General features: G+C 61.3%; 13 protein-coding genes and 1 pseudogene. 9 read left to right on the top strand and 5 right to left on the bottom strand.

The features are described 5' to 3' along the window. The first annotated feature begins 250 nt into the window (after positions 1 to 250). Positions 251 to 1951: an amidohydrolase gene (locus AB1286_RS17180; RefSeq protein WP_430364389.1), complete on the top strand. Its 1701-nt coding sequence runs from the start codon at positions 251 to 253 to the stop codon at positions 1949 to 1951. Between the two features lie 58 nt (positions 1952 to 2009). Here the strand turns inward: AB1286_RS17180 and AB1286_RS17175 are convergent, their stop codons facing one another. Beyond that, entirely contained in the window at positions 2010 to 2897 is an 888-nt protein-coding gene (locus AB1286_RS17175) for a LysR family transcriptional regulator (RefSeq protein WP_430364388.1), read from the bottom strand. 95 nt (positions 2898 to 2992) lie between these two features. Here AB1286_RS17175 and AB1286_RS17170 point away from each other — a divergent pair, with 95 nt between their 5' ends. From AB1286_RS17170 to AB1286_RS17160, 3 genes are all read left to right on the top strand, one after another. Then, positions 2993 to 4198 (top strand): MFS transporter, encoded by a 1206-nt coding sequence (locus AB1286_RS17170; RefSeq protein ID WP_430364387.1) that lies wholly within the window; start codon positions 2993 to 2995, stop codon positions 4196 to 4198. Positions 4199 to 4251: 53 nt separating this feature from the next. Continuing rightward, the gene (locus AB1286_RS17165; RefSeq protein WP_430364386.1) at positions 4252 to 5073 is read left to right on the top strand and encodes a hypothetical protein; all 822 of its coding nucleotides are present in this window, start codon (positions 4252 to 4254) and stop codon (positions 5071 to 5073) included. Positions 5074 to 5349: 276 nt separating this feature from the next. Beyond that, positions 5350 to 5646 (top strand): cupin domain-containing protein, encoded by a 297-nt coding sequence (locus AB1286_RS17160; RefSeq protein ID WP_430364385.1) that lies wholly within the window; start codon positions 5350 to 5352, stop codon positions 5644 to 5646. Between the two features lie 57 nt (positions 5647 to 5703). Here the strand turns inward: AB1286_RS17160 and AB1286_RS17155 are convergent, their stop codons facing one another. Next, on the bottom strand, positions 5704 to 6681 hold the full coding sequence (locus AB1286_RS17155) for a zinc-binding dehydrogenase (protein WP_430364384.1): 978 nt from the start codon (positions 6679 to 6681) through the stop codon (positions 5704 to 5706). 102 nt (positions 6682 to 6783) lie between these two features. On the opposite strand from AB1286_RS17155, the gene AB1286_RS17150 reads away from it, so the two are divergent. Then, on the top strand, positions 6784 to 7671 hold the full coding sequence (locus AB1286_RS17150; RefSeq protein WP_430364383.1) for a LysR family transcriptional regulator: 888 nt from the start codon (positions 6784 to 6786) through the stop codon (positions 7669 to 7671). Between the two features lie 83 nt (positions 7672 to 7754). Here the strand turns inward: AB1286_RS17150 and AB1286_RS17145 are convergent, their stop codons facing one another. From AB1286_RS17145 to AB1286_RS17135, 3 genes are all read right to left on the bottom strand, one after another. Then, positions 7755 to 9302, bottom strand: coding sequence for an alpha-L-arabinofuranosidase B (locus AB1286_RS17145; RefSeq protein WP_430364382.1), 1548 nt, complete (start codon positions 9300 to 9302; stop codon positions 7755 to 7757). A 686-nt stretch (positions 9303 to 9988) separates the two neighbouring features. Next, the gene (locus AB1286_RS17140) at positions 9989 to 11677 is read right to left on the bottom strand and encodes a purple acid phosphatase family protein (RefSeq protein WP_430364381.1); all 1689 of its coding nucleotides are present in this window, start codon (positions 11675 to 11677) and stop codon (positions 9989 to 9991) included. A 243-nt stretch (positions 11678 to 11920) separates the two neighbouring features. Then, positions 11921 to 12799, bottom strand: a complete 879-nt coding sequence (locus AB1286_RS17135; protein ID WP_430364380.1) for a LysR family transcriptional regulator — start codon at positions 12797 to 12799, stop codon at positions 11921 to 11923. A gap of 94 nt (positions 12800 to 12893) precedes the next feature. Here AB1286_RS17135 and AB1286_RS17130 point away from each other — a divergent pair, with 94 nt between their 5' ends. The 4 genes and pseudogenes from AB1286_RS17130 to AB1286_RS17115 all read left to right on the top strand — a co-directional run bounded on the left by AB1286_RS17130 (position 12894) and on the right by AB1286_RS17115 (position 17221). After that, on the top strand, positions 12894 to 13826 hold the full coding sequence (locus AB1286_RS17130; protein ID WP_430364379.1) for a DMT family transporter: 933 nt from the start codon (positions 12894 to 12896) through the stop codon (positions 13824 to 13826). 216 nt (positions 13827 to 14042) lie between these two features. After that, positions 14043 to 15245: an ammonium transporter gene (locus AB1286_RS17125; protein WP_430364378.1), complete on the top strand. Its 1203-nt coding sequence runs from the start codon at positions 14043 to 14045 to the stop codon at positions 15243 to 15245. A 114-nt stretch (positions 15246 to 15359) separates the two neighbouring features. Further along, positions 15360 to 15509, top strand: a pseudogene (locus AB1286_RS17120) (multidrug transporter); the annotation flags it as partial. A gap of 149 nt (positions 15510 to 15658) precedes the next feature. Continuing rightward, a complete protein-coding gene (locus AB1286_RS17115) occupies positions 15659 to 17221 on the top strand; it encodes a tetratricopeptide repeat protein (protein WP_430364377.1) in 1563 nt (520 codons plus the stop codon). Positions 17222 to 17230: the final 9 nt, after the last annotated feature.

Genomic DNA, 17230 nt, shown 5'->3' with positions numbered 1-17230 from the left:
CAGCGGCTCGTAGAAATCGGAGTTGACTCATCGGCGCAGCCCATGGCGAAATATGCCGGCGCTTAAACCGACTACGTTCGAATCGGTCAGTCCGTTAAACGACAGGAGGCTTTCAATCCGATCGGCAGCATCCCATCGGCCGGCGCCGAGCAAGCATACTAACGGCGACTTTGGAATACCGCGAAGGAGTCCGACTTAAGCAAACCAGGCTCCTAGAAAACCGAGCCAACTCATAATCGGAGAACCCATCATGTCATTCAGCCTTGCAATCATTAATGCAAAACGATTATGGACAGGCTTGACCTCGCACGAACCCGAAATCAACGCCATAGGCATCGAAGGCGAGCGGATAACGGCTATTGCCGGCACAAAAGAGATCCTAGCTCGATGTACGGAATGCACCGAAATCATCGATGCCCACGGGCAATTCGTCATGCCTGGCTTTACCGACAGCCACTGTCACTTCTTAGATGGAGGCTTGCGACTCTTATCGGTTCAATTACGCGATGTCAGTAGCCGCGAACAGTTCAGTCAGCGTGTAGCGGAATTTGTGCGCAATGTTCCGGAAGGCACTTGGGTCATAGGTGGGGATTGGGACCATCACAACTGGGGAGGGCTAGCTCCGGACAAATCTTGGCTTGATGCCGTTGCGCCCAAACACCCTGTCTGGCTAAACCGCATGGATGGACATATGGCGCTAGCGAATTCGGCGGCGCTCGCCATCGCGGGCCTATCTAGAGACACGGAAGATGTCGTCGGGGGTGAAATTGGACGCTACCCTAACGGCGAGCTCACAGGGTTGCTTAAAGACAATGCCATGAACCTAGTGATCGACCATATCCCACCACGTAGCCAAGCGGTGCTCGACAGCGCGGTCGATGCCGCGATGGACTATGTCGCCGCACGCGGGATAACGTGCGTGCATACGATGGTTACGGTCGATTGCGCAGACGGCTTGTGGCCACGCAAGGAGATCTTGGGCCAAGAAAATTTCGAACCGGCCTACACGGAGCTCGCAACCTATGAAAAAGCGCGAGCGGAAAACAGACTCCGCACTCGTATCCATGCAGCGTTACCGCTGAACTCCGTTGCCTTGTTAAAAGAGCACGTCGACAAGTATGGTCGAGGGGATGCGTGGCTGAAAATCGACAGCGTCAAGGCGATGATCGATGGTTCTCTCGGCACGCATACGGCAGCGATGCAGGAAGATTACGACGACACGCCCGGCTATCGAGGTTATTTGCTCTGGGATACGTCAACGCTTGCTAGCCTGATTCGTCAAGCGGATGCTGCCGGTTTTCAAATCAAGATGCACGCCATCGGCGATCGAGGCATTCATGAAATGCTCGATCTCTTCGAACAGTTGATCCGCACCACGACAGCGTGGGATCGCAGATTGCGTTGCGAGCACGCGCAACACTTCTTACCTGACGACATCGCTCGTTTCGCAAAACTTGGCATCATCGCCTCCGTACAGCCCTCGCATCTTGCGGACGACGGTCGTTGGGCATGTTCCTGTATAGGTTTCAAGCGTCTCAAGACTTCCTGGCCGATGCGTAGCTTGCTCGACGAGGGTGCGGTGCTTGCTTTGGGAAGCGATTGGTTCGTGACTCCCCCGCATCCTCTCGAAGGTATTCATGCCGCTGTCACGCGTCAAACGATCGACGGAAAGCACCCCGAGGGCCTCGTTCCCCAAGAGTGCATTTCGATGGAGGAAGCACTCATTGGTTATACACAAGGCGCGGCATTCGCCGGCGGCGTGGAGAACGACTTTGGAACGTTAGAGCCGGGAAAGTTCGCAGACATCGCCATTCTCGATACCGATATCTTGAGTCAACCGCCAAGTGCTTTATTGAATACGCAAGTAAGTCTCACTATGGTCGGCGCAAAGACCGTCTATGACGCGGGGACGCTCAAAAGAGCGAATCGCCCCGAGGATCGGGAAGACTGAAACGCTTCCGAGGCGCGACGCAACGCGCAAACGTTACGGTCGCTCGAATGTCCGGCGCTTACGCGAGCGACCGTGCGAACTTGATGAAGCGCTCGACGCAGGGCGACGAGAACGGCTCGCTCCAAAACACGGTCTGTTCGAGTACGTAGGGTTCGGCCAGCGGCACGTACGTGACGCCGGAGCGTTGCAAGGTCGACGTGAAGCCGGGCACAATCGCGACCCCACGTTCCGCAGCCACCAACGACACGAGTGTTGTGATCTGCGATGCGGTCGCGCCCATCGGGGGCGCGACACCGGCCCGCGCCGAGAGATCTTCCAGCGCGGCGTTCAACGCGGAACCATACCCCGGTGGAAACGTGACGAAACTTTCTTCGGCAAGTTCTTCGAACGCGATCGTCTCACGACCCGCATACCGGCTCTGCACGGGCACCGCCGCGACGAGCGGCTCGCGCGACACCACGAGCGATCTGATGCGCTCGTCGGCGTTTTTCGCCGTAGACCAGCCGAAGCCGACGTCCATCGCGCCGTCGACGATCTGCTGGCGTTGACTGGCGGTCGACACCTCCCGGAATGCCAATTCCACCTCGGGCATATTGCGACTCACCTCGCGGACGATCCCCGAGAACGTATCGGACATCGGAATCGAGCTCGCATAGCCGACTACGATGCGGCCGACGAGACCGTGCGTTATTTTGCGCGCAGTCGCTTCAGCCTCGTCGACCGCATGGATCACGCTGCGCGCGTGCTCGAGAAACAGCGCGCCTTCCTGCGTGAGATGCACCGCACGCGTCGAGCGGTCGAACAACCGGATGCCGAGTTCGCCCTCCAGCGCAGCGATATGGCGAGTCAGCGGTGGTTGTGCGATACGCAATCGTAATGCGGCGCGTCCGAAGTGCAATTCATCCGCGATGGTCACGAAATAGCGAAGGCGCCGCAGGTCGAGCATTGTTGTTCTTCCGGTATCAATAGCAATGAAAACGGTATTGGCCCAGGAGTCGATCCATCGTCAGACTATCGCGTGAACCCGATCGAGCTTTATCCGTGAACGATACGACGAGCAAGACAATCCGAATCGCCTTTTTCCTTTGTGGATTCGCAGCGTTTCTCAACCTCTATTCGACGCAGGGCATTCTGCGCGAGCTCGGCGAGACATTCGACGTGAGTGCGGAACGTGCCGGACAAGGCGTCAGTATGACCACGCTGGCCGTTGCCATTATCGCTCCGTTCGTCGGTACGCTGGTTGCACGCTTCGATCGCCGCAAGGTGATCTCGTACGCCGCGGCGGCGGTCGCGCTCCCGGTCTTGTGGTCCGCCCATGCGGCAACGTTCGCATCGTTCCTCGCCGCCCGCTTCGCGGCGGGCATGCTAATGCCGTTCATTTTCGCGATTTCCATTGCCTATATCGGCGAGACTTTCAGTCGCAGTACGGCAACCGAAGTCAGCGCGCTTTTTGTTGCAGGCACGACGCTCGGGGGATTTGCAGGACGCTTCGTCACGAACACGCTCACGTCGATCTCCGGTTGGCGTTATGCGCTCGATATCGTCGCCTGGCTGTGCCTAGCAACGGGCGTTGCGATCTATCTCTGCCTGCCGGCATCGCGCACGGCGCACGCGCAAGGCACTACCGCTTCCCATATCGAGGCCGCCGGCGAGTCGCGTCTCAAGCTGCTGACAAGCGGCCCGCTGCTCGCCTCGTTCTTGCTCGGTATGTGCGTCCTTGCATCGCAAGTTGCCACCTTCACGTTCGTCGGGTTGCGGCTCGCACGCGCGCCGTTCAACTTCGATACGGTCGAAATCGGTGCGATCTACACGGTGTTTCTCGTCGCGATCATCGTCACGCCGATCGCGGGTCGCATCGCAGGCCGGCGCGGGCCGCGCGATCTTGCACTTGCCGCCGCGGGGCTCGCGATCGTCGGTGCGTTGCTGACGCTGTCGAACAATGTGATCGTGATCCTAAGCGGCCTAGCCCTGGGTTCGACCGCGGTTTTCGTCGAGCAGGCGTCGGCCAACGCCTTCATTTCGTTGAAGGCCCCGAGCGTGCGATCGACGGCAGTCGGAGTCTACCTTTCCTTCTACTACTTCGGTGGAAGTCTCGGCTCGATCCTGCCGGTGCCTGCATGGCATCACTGGGGTTGGGCCGGTTGTGTCGCATTTGTCGCCGGTGCTCAGGCGATCGTTGGAACACTCGCGTTAATCGGCTGGCGGGCGGGGACCCCAGTCGGCGCGCGACAAGCTGGGCTCGTGTGAAATCAGTTCGATTCGTTAATTTCAAATCATAACTAGAACCTGAGAGAAAAAAGATGGAAACAATTCAATCGCAATCCGGGGTGCTCAATATCGTCATGCCCGTACTTTCCGAGATGGAGTGCGGCGTGCTGAAGCGAGCGCTAATCACCGCCTTCGCGACCGAGCAATCATCGTTGCGAGAAATTGAGGATGCATTTCATCGTTTGACGGAGCGCCGGCATCCTGCGTCGGCACTTCGTCCTTTCTTTGCAAGCTGGTCGAAAACGAATAATTCCGCGGCGAGCGTCTCCGGACTGGCCAATCGGATCACGCTGCTCGCACGCTCGGACGCGGCCTCGGTCGCCTCCAGCCGACTCTATGAGGTGTGCGCAAGCCTGCAACGCATTACCGACGAGGACCTGGGTGCGCTCGGTGGCGTACTACACGCCGATCTGTTCTACACGATGGCGACGGCCGCGTGCGGCGACGACGCATGGCTTCTTAAATCGGCCTGCCTGCCTTCCGCACAAGCGTTCAAGGATTGGACCGACCGCCAGCGCCTGAAGGAGCGCGATCTGCTCCAGGGGCTGCTCACGACGCTCGTTCATGAGGTCTACACCCATGGCGAAGTCGAGTACATCCACGATCTCTACAAGACGTGGTTCCATACGCACGTCGGTGTTCCGGCCGAGCGTGTGCGCCACACGGTCGCGTGGGTGACCGTGCATACGGGTGGGACCGAGAGCAACCATTTTGCCCATGCGGTGCGAGCCGTCACGGCATTCGCCGACGCCATGCAGGTGACGCTCAACGAAGCGGCCGCACAAGCGCTATTTCAGGACTACCTGCGCCGCAAGGCTGCCGTGATGCACGAATGCGCGCAAGCGCTCGCCTGATACCAGACTTGCCGGGGCTTGCAAGGCAGATTCGCCCCGGTCGCACAGACTAGCCGGCCATGTCAGAAAACGTCGTACGGGCGAGGCGAGCGTCCGCACGACGCCCCAAACCGTGCCGACGACCAGCGGAACGGCGCGGGCGCCAAGACGGTTGGAGCCGAAGCGCGTCCGTTTCGCATCGAAAAGACCGCTAATCCGTAACGGTAGTCAACCCGCCTACCGTATCTGTCGATTTCCGCTCAGCCGCGCCACAATAACGCGCTTCCGGAGACCGATATGCCCCTCATTGATTTCAACGCGCTTGCCGCTAAAAAAACCGAAGCTTGGAAGTCGTCGATCGTGGGCGAGGTCGGGCCCGCCAAGATCAAGATCTTGCGCATGGATGCCCAGCCCTACGAAGAGGAAATCCACGACTACAACGAAGCGCTCATAGTGATCGATGGAAAGCTTTTACTGAAGGTTGCCGACGAAACGGTCGTCGTCGAATCCGGCCAAATGTACCTGGCGGTCGCGGGCACGCCCCACGCGGTCCTGCCCGGCAGCCACGGTAGCCTCGTCATCGTCGACGTATAACCGGCGAGCGCCCGACGCGCCTGACAAGAGAAGGGGCATCGCCCCATGTGCCTCCGCCTAACACATGACCACCATCTTGCCGCCGGCCATCCCCGCGTCCAACATTCGATGCGCCGCCTGAATGTCGTCGAATGCGAACACGCGGGCGGGCTTGGCTTGAATCCGGCCCGCTTCGACCAGATCGACGATGCGCTGAAATGGAACGTCTGTCAGCGGGTACTCCGGCGTACCGTAGACGAACGCGCTGCCGAAGAAGCTCAGTTGCCGCCCGCTAGGCAAATGCTCGATCGGGTCGAACGCACCGATATGCCCATGGCCGCCCAAAAAGCCCGCGATACACACGCGTCCGCCACGGCATGTCACGCGTAACGACTCGAGTAACGTATTCGTCCCGATCAGGTCGAGCACGGCATCGACGCCGCCTGGCGCCCAGCGCAGGACATCGGCCATCACGTCGCCTTCGATCGAGACCTCGTCGGCCCCATGGGCTCGCGCCATCGCTACGCGCTCCGCGCGTCGCACCGTCGCCATCACTTCGGCTTGCGCATAGCGCGCCAGATTGAGCGCCGCCAAACCTAACGCGGACGTCGCCCCGCGAATCAAAATTCTATCGCCGCGCTTCAACGACAGGTTATCGAAGAGACAACTCCACGCCGTCGCATACGACTCCGGCAGAGCCGCCAACTCATCCCAATCGAGCGCACTGCACATGGGCACGACATTGGCAGCCGGCACGGACACGCACTCAGCGTAGCTGCCGCTGCGCGTGCGCCCCATGCCGCCCATGAGCGCAAACACGCGCTGGCCCGTGAGAAGACGCCCAGCCGGATCATGCATGACCTCGCCAGCACATTCGATGCCGGAAATCGCCGCGACTTCGCCCCAGAGGCCCTGCCGAAAGTACTGCTCCGCGCGGTTGATACCGAAAGCCTTCACACGCACGAGCACTTCGCCCGGGCCGGCCACGGGCTCTTGCACGTCGCAAACGTGAAGTTGCTCCGGGCCGCCATACTGCTGCCGCACAATCGCTTTCATTTGCTCCAGTCTCCCTCTGAGTGATGTCAGACGCTAGGCTAAGCGTTATCATCAATAGGAGAAATTAAGAATCCAAGTCAATCATCGTAAGGAAATCGAACATTGAATTTCTCTTTGCACGAGCTTGCTTGTTTCGATGCGGTGATTGCCGAAGGGAGCTTTCAGGCCGCGGCCGACAAGCTGCACCGCACCCATCCGGCCGTGTACGCGGCGGTGAAAAACCTGGAGAACCGCTTAGGGGTGACGCTACTCGATCGAAGCCAATATCGGGTAGGGCTCACGCCAGCCGGCGAGACGTTTCGCCGTCAGGCCGCGACGGTGTTGGGCCACGCCGCGTCGCTGGAGACGCTATGCGCGCAACTGACTCGGGGGGAGGAAACCGATTTGCGCGTCGTAGTGGGCGACCTCACGCCCACGCGTGATGCCCTGATATTGCTGAAGCGGTTCTTTAAATTGTGGCCGCAAACGCGATTGCATTTGCACTTCGAAGTCATTGGAGGTCCGTGGGAGCGTCTGCTATCCGAAGAGGCCGATCTCATCCTCCACCACATCGATAAGAGCGACACGCGCTTCGAATGGACCGACGTTTCGAAGGTGACGCTCGTGCCCGTCGCCGCACCGGGTTTTCTCGCGTTTCCGGTCACCCGATCGCTCACGCCCGAACAGATGCGCCCCTATGTGCAGGTGATCATTCGGGATACCGCGAAGCAACCGGCGCGCGATTACTTCGTCATCGAAGACGCGCCGAACTGGACCGTCGCCGATCAACACACGAAAAAGGAATTGATCGTTCAAGGTATGGGTTGGGGGCATATGCCGTTGCATCTGATCGACAAGGAGTTGCGCAGCGGCAAGCTCGTCTCGCTCGAAGGCCGGCATTTCAAACGCTCGAAGCTCGATATCGTCGCGGCACGCCTGCGCCATCGCCCAGCGGGCCCCGTTGCCGCCGCGCTTTGGCGCTACTTGTCCGATATCGAGGTCAGCCGTTGAACAGCGCCGGATAGCGCACAGCCGGGCCGAGGCAACCGGCTGCACTACCTGCGATTGCCTCTAGCCAAAGCGTGCTTCGCCTCTTATTGCGCCCAAGGCGTGGTCACGAGCCAACTCACATCGTAAGCCCACAGATTCGCGGAATCGAAATCGTTCGTCCCGCCGTCGCTGCTGATATAGACCGTATTGTTGTAATGGCGCAGATAGCGGGTGGGATAGTTGTACGAACGGAACGACGTTCCTTGCCCATCCTTCCCCGCCTCGGCGCAAAACGTCGCGTCTTGCCGAAATTGCTGCGTGCCGTCCATGGGCTGTCGATAGACGTGGTAGTTGTAGTGGCGCATGAACTCGCCGGGATAGTCGCGCGATTCGAACGAGTAGCAGCTCGCATCGGCTAGACCGGCACGAACGATCCACGTCGAGTCTTGCGCAACCGAAGCCGAACTCGCGCTCGAAACCACGGCCGTCACGACAGTGCCGCTTTGCGCGGTGCCGCCGCTTTGCTGACTGATATAGCGCGTCGTGCAACACGGCGTAGTCGCATTGAACGAGACCGTCGAATCTTGCGCGAGCGTCCCGGCAGCCGCGGTCGGTCCGCCGTAGCCCACGCTCACGATATTCGCTTGAACGGCGTTGTCGACCGCATCGCTCGGCACGCCGGCCGTCATCACGCCTTCGAAGAACGAGCCGATTGAACCATTGCTGTTGTCGCCGCCCGTGCCCAGCACGATCGATCCTTCGAGATGCATGGGTTGGTAGCCGTTCGAGGGCAGCGGCCCGGAATAGCTCGTCGTCAGCGCCCCGCTTTGCGCATTGCCGTACTTTAGAGCGAAGGTTTTCTGTCCGTCGTTTTTCAGCATCGCGGTGACGTACGGCTCGGTATTGCCGGTGTTCGCCGAATCTTGACTCGGGCCCGCGCCCGATTCGAACAGTCCGTTTTCGAGGTCCGCTTGAACCCACGGACCGCTGCCGCTACAGGGCGAGAACCAGCACTCGTTCCCGAAATTGACGGCATCCATGTGGCCGTTGCCGGTGTCGGTGATCGACGTCTCCGCGTTGCCGTAGTCGAAGCAGCACGCGCTGTTGAAGTGCGTGCCGGACGTGACCATGTACATCGCTTCGGGACTGCCGTTGCGTGCGACACCCGTGGTGGCGACATTGCGATACCCCATCACGCCGGAAAACGATGCGCCGTAGACCTTCCTGCCGCCTGCCGTCACCGGCAACGCATCGGCGGGGACCCCATTGTCCGCGCCTCCGTTACCGCCTTTCGGCTCGATCGTGAGGTTGTTGTGGTTCGAGGTTTGGTCATAGATGACGTTAATGATGCAGCTCGTGCCCGCGCAAAATGCATCCTGATCGCTCGCCTTGGCGTAGCCGCCCGTCGCTTGCAGGCCGATGTCCTTCGTCTGGCCGTCCGAGGCGCGCTTCACTTGATAAAGCGGACCGTCGTAATTGGCGAACAATGCGCGCGTCGTGCTATGCGCGGCGACGCAAGCGGTCCCGCCGTTCGCATAGATGTCGCACGGTAGAAGGCCGGCCGCCAAGGAAACCGTCGGGCCTACGAACAACAAAGCGAATCCGAGAACCACCGTCAGCCACAGGCGACGAAGTAATACGCCATGCTTCATGTTGAACCTCCTGGTAGGGACGTCGTTATTAGTAAGACTGTATTGAGAAATCGCTAATCAACATCTCCATCGTTAAATCACGTTCGGCTACGTTTTTTCCGGCCGACGACGTTCGGCGATCGATGCTTGTCGCCTAGTGAAAGGCGACACTTATCCCGCCGCGATCGCCGCCGCGCGGCCGAGGCACAATCCGTCGAAAGCGCGCAAATCGACACGCCCTTCGATAGGACGGCAGATTCGCTCAGTGGGAACAGCAACGCCAGATCGATCGCTCGTTTCGGAAACGGTCGAAGATTCGACGGGACAGCGGGATTAAAAGTGGGAGATGAAGCCGGTTTATGCAGAGGGCGCTGGGAATACGGCCGACTCGTTAAGGCGATAGCCTCGAAGGATTTCCGTGGATACGAGAATGTCGGCTACAAGCATTTCGCTCATCGATATCTCCCAGTATTGTTGTCGTCGAACGAACCGCTGCCTAGATGAGCGATCCGTCGCATCCACCGCCATCGCCGCTCTCGGAAACGACGAATGGTCATACTATAGAACGAAAAATCGAGAAGTCGAGCTTTTTTATTGGAAGGTATTCAACCGATACGGCGCGCGACCGTGGCGGTCGAAATCGACTCATGAGGCGAGTAGGAAGCCCGCCCGCCGCGCAAGTGGCGGCGCGGCGGGCGCAAGGCCGATTAGCGCCGATGTTTCGTCAGCGTGACCGTCTCGAAGAGTTCGTAGTTGCCCGTCGGCGCTTGGTCCGCGCCGGGCGCATGGTAGTAGTTCATCGTGATCGTCGTCCTACCGCCATGCTCGCCGGGATCGACGTCGAACACCGCGATGCCGTAGCCCGTGCCCGTATCGCGCTGGGCGGACCATACCGCGTCTTCCACAGCATCGGCCGGAGCCCGCACAAACGTCCCCTCCTTCGAGCCCGGTACCGGGCGGTTCGGTTTCGTGAACACCTTCGCTTGCGGATTGCCCGTACCGCTATCGAGGCCGTACACATCGAGCGGCGCGCTCGTACCGCCGCCGCCGAGGATCAGGTGGATCGTGCCGCGCGTCATATCGAACGTGTTCGCGCCCACTTGCGCGTGACGCACCGGCCGTGGCGTCAGCGTATCCACGCGCTCGCCCGTGTTCACGTCCGTTCCCATGTGACGGAAACAGCCGCATACCGGGTAGCTGCGCTCGTAGTCGTGATCGTGCCCGCACAGCACGAGGTCGACGCCGTAGCGCTCGAACAGCGGCAACCATGCCTCGCGTAGCGCTTTGTCCGACCCGTTGCCGGTCTTCGACGAACTCAATGCGTCCTGGTGCATTTGCACGACGATCCAGTCGATGTCGCGGCAGTCGGCCGCCCGGCGCAACGTCTTCTCGAGCCAGCGCGTTTGCTCGCCGTTGCTATAGCCGCGCACGTATAGCGACGTGCCCGGCTGGATCGGCGCATTGCCCGTACTTGCCGCCGGTACGAGCGGTGCTGGGCCCGCGACGAAAGCGGCTCCGTCCTGATAGACGATATCGTCGGCATCGAGCGAAATGAACAGGACCGAGCTCACTTGGAATGCGTACCAACGCCCGGGGAAATGCGTGCCGTTCTCGGGAAGCGTGTAGCGCGTCCGGTACGAATCGAGACCTTGTTCGCCGTTGTAGAACTCGAGTTCATGGTTGCCGGGACACGGCATCCAGGGACGGTTGGCAGCGGACGTTTGCACGTTGTTCGCGAAATCGCGCCACACCTCCGTTTGATGCGTCGGGTTCAGATTGGCGTAACACAGGTCGCCGTTCAGCAAGTGAAAGAGCGGCTGGAAACGCTCGACGGCTTCCACCGCGAACCGGCTTTGCGGCGAGGACAAGACCCAATTGGTGTTGGGCGTGGCGAGGTCGCCGTAGCTCGTGAAGCGAAACGGCTTGCGCCCGCGCGGCGCGGTTTTGAAGGTCGCGCTGAACGGGCTGCCCAGGGCACTGCTGTTCTCGGCGGTGACTTCGTAGCGGTAGGTCGTATCCGGCTTTAAATCATGCAAACGCGCATGGTAGGCGAAGACGACGGCGCCACTCAGGCCGTCCGTGTAGGTACGCTGCACTGCGTGCACGGTCTTGCTGTGACCGTGATCCGACGTGACCGTCACGCGCGGATGCGTCGCCGCGGCTTGCGATGCCCACGAAATCACCACTTCCGTCGTGGGGTCCTCACCCCACGTCATATGGATTTGCTCGGGCGTGCCGTCGGCCACGGCGTTCGAATCCGCCGCTCTCGCGGCGCCGGCCAGCGCCCCAGCCGCGCCGGCAAATCCCGACGCGCCCGCGAGCTTGAGGAAACCGCGGCGCGAGACCCCTGCGCTTGTTGCGTCCAAAGATGAATCGGCGGTGATGTTCTTCGTCATTGTGTTCGGGCCTTTGAAGTGATGGCAACCATACCTCGACCTATGCCGGCCTCGATAGGACAGCGCGACGCGGACGTAGGCGTTGGCATGGCGGGCGGGTGTCTCGAATGCTGGCAAGCGCGATGCGATCGTCGCCAGAATCGACGTTGGAAGAACTCACGCGCCGTGGTCCGGCGCGCGTTTCGCGGCGGGTAAGGCAATGAGCCGCCGCAGCTCGTGGATGCTATCGGCGGCTTGTGAACGTTAGATGTCAGCCAACTCGGGCCGACTCAGGTCCTGCTGCATTTGAGCCGCGAGAAAATCGCAGGTAGGGCGATTGGACTTCGCACTGCGGGCGACTACGATATCGAGCGGTTCGATATCCGGGAGCCCAAACCGACCGCCGAGCACACTCAATCGATCGGGAATACTGCACCGCGCCAACGCCGCGACAGCCAACCCCGCATCCACTACGGCCAGTAGTCCCAGCATGCTCGCGCTGCTGTAGGTCGCCCGATACGGCAAACCCGCGCGATCGAGCGCAGCGACGGTGTGGGCTCGGGCCGCGCAGCCCGACTCATAAAGCGCGACCGGCAGCGGGCGCGCCTGCCACAGCCGCGACTCATCGGCCTTTCCTACCCAATGCACCGGCTCTCGACGAATGAAATCGCCGTTCAGCCGCAAGCTCGGATCGCGAGTGACGAAGGCCAGATCGATCTTGTTCTCGGCCAGCATGGGAGCAAGCGCGGTGCTCTGAGCGCAAATGACTGTGATATCGACCGCCGGATACATCGCCGAGAATCGATGCAAGACGGGCGGCAGCAACGATGAAATGTAATCGTCGGGGCTCCCGAGCACGACGTGCCCGGCTATATCGGGCCGCGCCACGGCGGCCCACGCCTCTTGCTGCAACGAGCAGATGCGGCGGGCGTATTCGAGCAGCGTTTTGCCGGCACGCGTCAGCGACAGATTTCGCGTATCGCGGACGAACAAAGCCGTGCCCATCGCGCTTTCCAATCGCTTGATCTGCATGCTGACCGCGGCCTGCGAGCGGTAGACGGCTTGTGCCGCCTTCGTGAAGCTGCCCAGTTCGGCGGCGGCGATGAAAGTCCTGAGTAGATCCGAGTCGAAATCGGGCGCCATGATTCATAAAGGACGTTGATGAGTTCGCTCAGTTTTATTCGCTTGAGTCGACAAATCAAGCCCCGGATACTTGAACGCTCATTCAGGAGCCTTCATGCAAATCGTCCCTTCTTCGGGCCTATCCCCGTCCCGCCAAGGTGTGATCGGGTTTTCCGGCGCCGCTGTGCTGATGGGCACGATGGGCGTATTCGTCGAACGAGCCGGGCTCGATCCGATAACGACGGTGTTTTATCGATGCGTCTTCGGACTGGCCACCCTAGCCGCCTACTGCTTGTGGAAGGGCTACTTTCGTAGCCAACGCTACAGCGGCCGCTTAATCGGGCTGGCGTTGCTCTCGGGTGTGCTGATGGTAGCGCAATGGGTGTTTTTCTTTGGGGCGCTTCAGCGCATCGGCATCGGTGTGGCGACAGTCGTCTTCCATGTTCAACCGTTCTGGGTCCTGTTACTGGGCGCCGCCATCTTCCGGGAATCAATCGGGGCGACGCGGTTTTCATGGATCGTCGTCGCTTTCGTCGGGCTGGCAATGGCAGCGGGAATTCGATGGAGCGCCCTATCGGCAAACCAAGCTTATCTAACCGGCATCGGCTTCACGCTATTGGCATCGGTTCTGTATGCGGGTGTCACGCTAATCGCGAAGGCGCTCGGCGGTCTGAAGCCGCACCTGCTGACGATGATCCAATGCGCCGTAGGCGTAATCGTCCTGCCGTGGCTCGTGCCGATCGCGTCACTAACGCACGTGAGCCTTCAGCAGTACGGTTGGTTGGCGGGACTTGGGATCTTGCATACGGGCCTGTCCTACGCATTGATCTATGGTGCCGTCCCCAAACTACGGTTACCTGTGATCGCCGTGTTGCAGTTCATTTACCCGTTGACCGCGGTGCTCGTCGATTGGCTCGTGTATGGCCGCACGCTCACACCGCTACAAACAATCGGCGTCGCTTTGATCGTCGCGGCCAGTCTGGGCGTGACGCTCGGTTGGCGGATCGGCGACGGCGCATGGCGGCGAATCGCCCGCAAGCTTGCCTAGCTCGCCTCATGCGCGATTCAGGTGCGCGCGCTCGGTTAACGTGCATTGAACGCACCTGTTATGTGCGCCACTCTTCGCATCCCGCCTCGCAGCATCGAACCGCGTTGGTGCGCGGATCACCTGCATGGTGGCGTTTTGCACAAGCAAAGCACATCGATTCACCGACTTGGTACGCGACTTGCTTCTTGCGCCTATTTTTGCGCGCCAAGTGATCTTATGAATGAGTTGAAATCGGGCAGCGACACACTGTTCCTGTTGCTAGGCGCCGGAATGGTGCTTGCGATGCACGCGGGCTTCGCGTTTCTCGAACTGGGCACTGTCCGCAAGAAGAACCAAGTCAATGCCCTCGTGAAAATCCTCGTCGATTTCGCGGTATCGACCATCGCGTACTTCTTCATCGGGTACACGATCGCGTACGGGGTCCAGTTCTTCGGCAATGCCACGACGCTCGCCGAACACAACGGTTATGCCCTCGTCCGATTCTTCTTCTTGCTGACCTTCGCTGCCGCGATCCCGGCCATCGTGTCGGGCGGCATCGCGGAGCGGGCCAAGTTCAACCCGCAACTGTGCGCAACATTCATCCTCGTCGGCTTTGTCTATCCGTTTTTCGAGGGTATCGCCTGGAACGACCGTTTCGGTTTGCAAACGTGGCTGACCTCCGCGCTTGGCGCGCCGTTCCACGATTTTGCAGGCTCCGTCGTCGTCCATGCGTTCGGCGGCTGGGTGGCGCTGCCCGCCGTGTTGCTGCTCGGCGCGCGCCGGGGTCGCTATCAGCGCGACGGGCGTATCGCCGCGCATCCGCCGTCGAATATCCCGTTTCTCGCGCTCGGCGCATGGGTCCTCGCAGTGGGATGGTTCGGCTTCAATGTGATGAGCGCGCAAACGATCGATAAGATCAGCGGTCTCGTCGCCGTGAATTCTTTGATGGCCATGGTGGGCGGCACGATCGCGGCGTGGCTCGCCGGGCGCAACGATCCCGGTTTCGCTTATAACGGCCCGCTCGCCGGACTCGTTGCCGTCTGTGCCGGCTCCGACATCATGCACCCGATCGGCGCCCTCGTGACGGGCGTGATCGCCGGCGTACTGTTCGTCTACATGTTCACCATCGTGCAAAACCGTTGGCGCATCGACGACGTATTGGGCGTCTGGCCTTTGCACGGCCTATGCGGCGCGTGGGGCGGTATCGCGGCCGGCATCTTCGGCCTAAAAGCACTCGGCGGCGCGGGCGGCGTCTCGCTCGCGGCGCAAGTGATCGGCACGCTGGCGGCCATCGTGGTCGCCACGGCCGGCGGCGCAATCGTCTACGGCGTGCTGCGCGCAACGGTAGGCATTCGCCTCGACGACGAGAGCGAGTTCGACGGCGCCGACCTTTCCCTGCACAAGATCAGCGCGACGCCGGAACGCGAGACCGTTGTCTGATTCAACGCGCCGGCACCGCTCACGGTGCCGGCCATCGCACGGCTATTCGCTGCCTTCGCCGATACCGGCGGCGAAGTGCTTCCGCACTCGTTGCAATAAGCCGATCACCAAGACATCACGCAGCAAGCCGCCATGATCGCGTACGTGAACGACTTCAAGCTGATGTTCATCGCGACCTTGCTCGCCATCCCGCTGCTCGCTCCGATTCGCTCGCCCCGCGAGCGTTCCGGGAACGATACCGCGTCCCACGCCGCGGTCGATTGACCGGTGCGACGCGCGGCCGCGGCGCCGCCGAGCCGGCTCATCCCGAGCGGTATACTGACTGCCCTCGGCGCAGGCCCGGCTTGGCACATGGTGCGCGAAGCGGATCGACGCGCGCCCTTCATACCGTTCAACAGTCTGCCAACGACGCGATGAGTTCATCGATTGCCGCCCTGCTCGAAGCGGCGCAACAGCACTTCCACGCCGGCCGGCACGAGGCCGCGGCTCAACTGTTGCGCGACGTCGTCGCCGCCGATCCGTCGAACGGCGATGCGCTCGAAGGACTCGGGTACATTGCCGCGCATGGAGGCGACGCGCCGACGGCGGCCAATTACTTCGACCGGGCGCTGGCGCATCTGCCCCTGAGCGCAGAGCGTCTGAGCAACGCGGCAACCGCCAATCAAGCGGCGGGACGTCATGCGCGCGCGGTAGAACTCCTCGAACGGCTCTTGGACGCTTCGCCGCGTCACCTCGACGCCCTGCTTTCGGCAGGTAGGTCGTATTCGGAACTGGGCAAGTACGACGAGGCCTTGCGGCTGCTGACCCGGGCGCGCGCCCTGAATCCCCGCGCGTGGCAAATTCCCTACAACATAGGCCGGACGTTAGGCTTGCTTGCGCGCTTCGACGAAGAGATCGCGCAGTACCGGCAGGCCATCGAATTGAAGCCGGACAACGCGACCGCGTACGTCAATCTCGGCGTGGCGCTACGCGATCAACGCCGATTCGACGAGGCGTTGGGCGCGTTCAAGAAGGCGCTCCAGATCGCACCGAACGATGCGGGCGCGCGCACCAATCGCGCTCAAACGAATTTGCTGCTGGGCGAGTACGAGCATGGCTGGCGCGAATACGAATGGCGTTGGCTCGACGGCGGTCAACGACACGAGTTCGGCGAGCTCGCTTGGCTCGGTGAGCGCCCACTTAACGGCAAAACGCTGCTCGTGCACAGCGAGCAGGGCTTCGGCGACACGTTGCAGTTCGTGCGCTTCGTTCCGTGGCTTGCGGCAACAGGCGGCCGTATCGTCTTGCGCGTGCAAGATCCGCTGCTGCCGCTCCTCAAGGGATTTCCGGGTGCGGATCTCGTCATCGGCACGAGCGACGAAGTGCCGCCGTTCGACTATCACTGCCCCTTGATGAGCCTGCCGCATGCGTTGAAAGCGCATCGCCGCCCGATCCCGGCCGACCCTTATCTGCATGCCGCCCCGATCCTGCGCGACGCCTGGCGGCAACGCCTTCCCGCCGAACACGCCCGAGTCCGTGTGGGCATCGCCTGGAGCGGCAGCCGCACGCACGTCAACGACCGCGCCCGTTCGATGACGCTTGCCGATTGGGCGCCGCTCTTCGACGTCGACGCGAGCTTCGTTTCGCTCGTCAAGGATGTGCGCGAGGGCGATCGGGCGACTTTGCAGAGCGCGCAGCACATCGCTCAGGTCGCCGATGCACTCGATACGTTTGCCGAGACCGCCGCGCTCATCGCAGAACTCGATCTCGTCATTTGCGTCGACACGTCCGTCGCGCACTTGGCCGGTGCGCTAGGCAAACCCGTCTGGGTGCTACTGCCCTTCATGCCGGATTGGCGATGGCTACTGGATCGATCCGACAGCCCTTGGTATGGGACCGCGCGTTTGTTCCGCCAACCGGTGCGCGGCGACTGGCCGACCGTCATCTGCAACGTTCGATCCGCACTCGGCGAATTCATCGCCGGCGCGAGCCGATAACTCGACGCA

The sequence above is a fragment of the Trinickia sp. NRRL B-1857 genome, from assembly GCF_050470685.1.
GTDB lineage: Bacteria > Pseudomonadota > Gammaproteobacteria > Burkholderiales > Burkholderiaceae > Trinickia.
This window is presented reverse-complemented; position numbering and strand designations above follow the sequence as displayed.

Coding starts and splice junctions, on each gene's coding strand:
- AB1286_RS17135 (WP_430364380.1), bottom strand. CDS start 12,799: ATGGCGCCCGATTTCGACTCGGATCTACTCAGGACTTTCATCGCCGCC.
- AB1286_RS17155 (WP_430364384.1), bottom strand. CDS start 6,681: ATGAAAGCGATTGTGCGGCAGCAGTATGGCGGCCCGGAGCAACTTCAC.
- AB1286_RS17160 (WP_430364385.1), top strand. CDS start 5,350: ATGCCCCTCATTGATTTCAACGCGCTTGCCGCTAAAAAAACCGAAGCT.
- AB1286_RS17180 (WP_430364389.1), top strand. CDS start 251: ATGTCATTCAGCCTTGCAATCATTAATGCAAAACGATTATGGACAGGC.
- AB1286_RS17145 (WP_430364382.1), bottom strand. CDS start 9,302: ATGAAGCATGGCGTATTACTTCGTCGCCTGTGGCTGACGGTGGTTCTC.
- AB1286_RS17115 (WP_430364377.1), top strand. CDS start 15,659: ATGAGTTCATCGATTGCCGCCCTGCTCGAAGCGGCGCAACAGCACTTC.
- AB1286_RS17130 (WP_430364379.1), top strand. CDS start 12,894: ATGCAAATCGTCCCTTCTTCGGGCCTATCCCCGTCCCGCCAAGGTGTG.
- AB1286_RS17165 (WP_430364386.1), top strand. CDS start 4,252: ATGGAAACAATTCAATCGCAATCCGGGGTGCTCAATATCGTCATGCCC.
- AB1286_RS17175 (WP_430364388.1), bottom strand. CDS start 2,897: ATGCTCGACCTGCGGCGCCTTCGCTATTTCGTGACCATCGCGGATGAA.
- AB1286_RS17140 (WP_430364381.1), bottom strand. CDS start 11,677: ATGACGAAGAACATCACCGCCGATTCATCTTTGGACGCAACAAGCGCA.
- AB1286_RS17125 (WP_430364378.1), top strand. CDS start 14,043: ATGAATGAGTTGAAATCGGGCAGCGACACACTGTTCCTGTTGCTAGGC.